Source organism: Rhizobacter sp. P3_B12 (assembly GCF_056402895.1).
Window position 1 is genome coordinate 1 of sequence record NZ_JBFUGN010000877.1, and the last position, 2,613, is coordinate 2,613.

2 protein-coding genes and 1 pseudogene are annotated in these 2,613 nt (G+C 69.8%); 2 read left to right on the forward strand and 1 reads right to left on the reverse strand.

The annotated features are described in order from the left end of the window. A pseudogene (locus tag AC1D01_RS29415) lies at positions 1–711 on the forward strand (EmrA/EmrK family multidrug efflux transporter periplasmic adaptor subunit); the annotation flags it as partial. A 30-nt stretch (positions 712–741) separates the two neighbouring features. Further along, positions 742–2,358: a DHA2 family efflux MFS transporter permease subunit gene (locus AC1D01_RS29420; RefSeq protein ID WP_477872729.1), complete on the forward strand. Its 1,617-nt coding sequence runs from the start codon at positions 742–744 to the stop codon at positions 2,356–2,358. On the opposite strand, the gene AC1D01_RS29425 is transcribed toward AC1D01_RS29420, so the two are convergent. Further along, positions 2,352–2,567 (reverse strand): hypothetical protein, encoded by a 216-nt coding sequence (locus AC1D01_RS29425; RefSeq protein WP_477872731.1) that lies wholly within the window; start codon positions 2,565–2,567, stop codon positions 2,352–2,354. The genes AC1D01_RS29420 and AC1D01_RS29425 overlap by 7 nt on opposite strands. Between the last annotated feature and the right edge of the window lie 46 nt (positions 2,568–2,613).

Below are 2,613 nucleotides of genomic sequence, written 5' to 3' on the forward strand. Positions count from 1 at the left end.
AACGTGCAGCGCGCCGGGGCCCGCGTGCGCGAGTCCTACCTGGCGCTGCGCCGCGCCGACCTGCTCGCCCCCGTCGACGGCTACGTCGCCAAGCGCAGCGTGCAGGTCGGCCAGCGCGTGCAGGCCGGTGCGCCGCTGATGTCGGTGATCGCGCTGAACCAGCTGTGGGTCGATGCCAATTTCAAGGAAAGCCAGCTGAAGAACCTGCGCATCGGCCAGCCGGTCACGCTGCAGGCCGACGTGTACGGCAAGAAGGTCGAGTACCGCGGCCGGATCGAAGGCCTGGGGGCCGGCACCGGCTCGGCGTTCTCGCTGCTGCCGGCGCAGAACGCCACCGGCAACTGGATCAAGGTGGTGCAGCGCGTGCCGGTGCGCGTCGCGCTCGACCCGAAGGAGCTCGCCGAGCACCCGCTGCGCGTGGGCCTCTCGATGGACGCCAAGGTCGACGTGAGCAACACCGACGGCAAGATGCTGGCCGACGTGCAACGCAGCTCGGCGGTCGCGCAGACGGCGGTGTTCGACCTGGTCAACCAGGCGGCCGACGGCGAGGTGCGCAAGATCATCGCGAGCAACCTCGGCCATGCGCTGAAGGCCGACACCAAGGTGGCCGCGCGCCGCAGCGAGGCGGCCACGCCGGCCGCCGCGACGGGCGAGACGGTCGCGTCGAGCGCCGTCGCCGCCGCGGTCAAGCTGACCCCGGTCAAGCAGTAAGCCCCTCCCAGAGATCCGCGGAGCCTTCCCATGTCCTCCACCACCGCCGATGCGGTGTCCGGCGCCGATGCGCCGGCACCTGCGCCCGCCCCGGTCGCGCCGCCGCGCCCGGTGGCCCATCCGCCGCTGACCGGCAGCCAGCTGATCCTCGGCACGATCGCGCTGTCGCTCGCCACGTTCATGAACGTGCTCGACAGCTCGATCGCCAATGTCTCCATTCCGGCCATCGCCGGCGACATGGGCGTGAGCCCGAACCAGGGCACCTGGGTCATCACCTCGTTCGGCGTGGCCAACGCGATCTCGGTGCCGCTGACCGGCTGGTTCACCCGCCGCTTCGGCCCGGTGCGCCTGTTCATGGCGAGCATCCTGCTGTTCGTGTTCTCGTCGTGGCTGTGCGGCCTGGCGCCGAACATCGAGACGCTGATCGCGTTCCGCGTGCTGCAGGGCCTGGTGGCCGGCCCGATGATCCCGTTGTCGCAGACGCTGCTGCTCGCCAGCTACCCGGCTGCCAAGGCCGGCACCGCGATGGCGATGTGGGCGATGACGGTGCTGGTCGCGCCGGTGGTCGGCCCGCTGCTGGGCGGCTGGATCACCGACAACATCTCGTGGCCGTGGATCTTCTACATCAACATCCCGGTCGGCATCCTCGCGGCGGTGTTCACCTGGTCGATCTACCGCACCCGCGATGCCGTGCCGCAGAAGGTGCCGCTCGACTACGTGGGCCTGGGCCTGCTGGTGCTGTGGGTCGGTGCGCTGCAGGTGATGGTCGACAAGGGCAAGGAGCTCGACTGGTTCCAGTCCGGCCAGATCATCACGCTGGGCGTCGTCGCGGTGGTGGGCTTCCTGTTCTTCCTCGCGTGGGAGCTGACCGAGAAGAACCCGATCGTCGACCTGCGGCTGTTCGCGCGGCGCAACTTCTGGCTGGCCACGGTGGCGTTGTCGGTGGGCTACGGGCTGTTCTTCGGCAACGTGGTGCTGATGCCGCTGTGGCTGCAGCAGTACATGGGCTACACCGCCACCTGGGCCGGCATCGCGCTGGCGCCGGTGGGGGTGCTGGCGATCCTGCTGTCGCCGTGGGTCGGCAAGAACATCGGCAAGGTCGATCCGCGGCGGCTGGCCACGGTGGCCTTCCTCGGCTTCGGGCTGGTGCTGTGGATGCGCTCGCATTTCAATACGCAGGCCGACTTCAACACCATCCTGGTGCCAACGATCCTGCAGGGCGCGGCGATGGCGTTCTTCTTCATCCCGCTGCAGGCCATCATCTTCTCGGGCCTGCAGCCGCAGCAGATGGCGGCCGCGGCCGGCCTGAGCAACTTCGTGCGCATCACGGCCGGCGCGATCGGCACGTCGATCTTCACGACGGCCTGGGAGAACCGCGCGGTGCTGCACCATGCGCAGATCGCCGAGACGGTGAACGGCAACAGCATCGCCGCGACGCAGACGCTGTCGAACCTCGGCGCCACCGGCTACAGCCCCGACCAGGCGCTCGCGACGGTGAACCGGCTGGTCGACCAGCAGGCCTACACGATGGCGGCGACCGACCTGTTCTACCTGTCGTCAGCGCTGTTCATCCTGCTGATCGGGCTGGTGTGGCTGACGCAGCCCAAGAAAGGTGGGGCCGGCGGCGGTGGGGGCGGGGCTCACTGAGCCGGCTCGGCGGGCGGCGGCGGGATGCCGTCGCTCGTCGGCTGGTCGTTCGTCGGCCGGTAGCGGCTGCCCCAGGCCGGCCCCGGCTCTGCCGGGGTGATGCTGTAGGGCCCCAGGTGTCCCGGCGTGCGTTGCGCAGCAAGCGGTGCGCTGGCGCCGATCCGGTGGGCTGCAGGCGGTGTGGCGGTCTGGCGCGATACGGTGGACATGGGATTTCCGGGTCAGGCGGTCCGTGGGATCGAATGCCCTGAGAGG

What these genes read in the sequence shown, in the direction of transcription:
- AC1D01_RS29425 (WP_477872731.1), bottom strand. Translation starts at nt 2,567, where the DNA reads ATGTCCACCGTATCGCGCCAGACCGCCACACCGCCTGCAGCCCACCGG.
- AC1D01_RS29420 (WP_477872729.1), top strand. Translation starts at nt 742, where the DNA reads ATGTCCTCCACCACCGCCGATGCGGTGTCCGGCGCCGATGCGCCGGCA.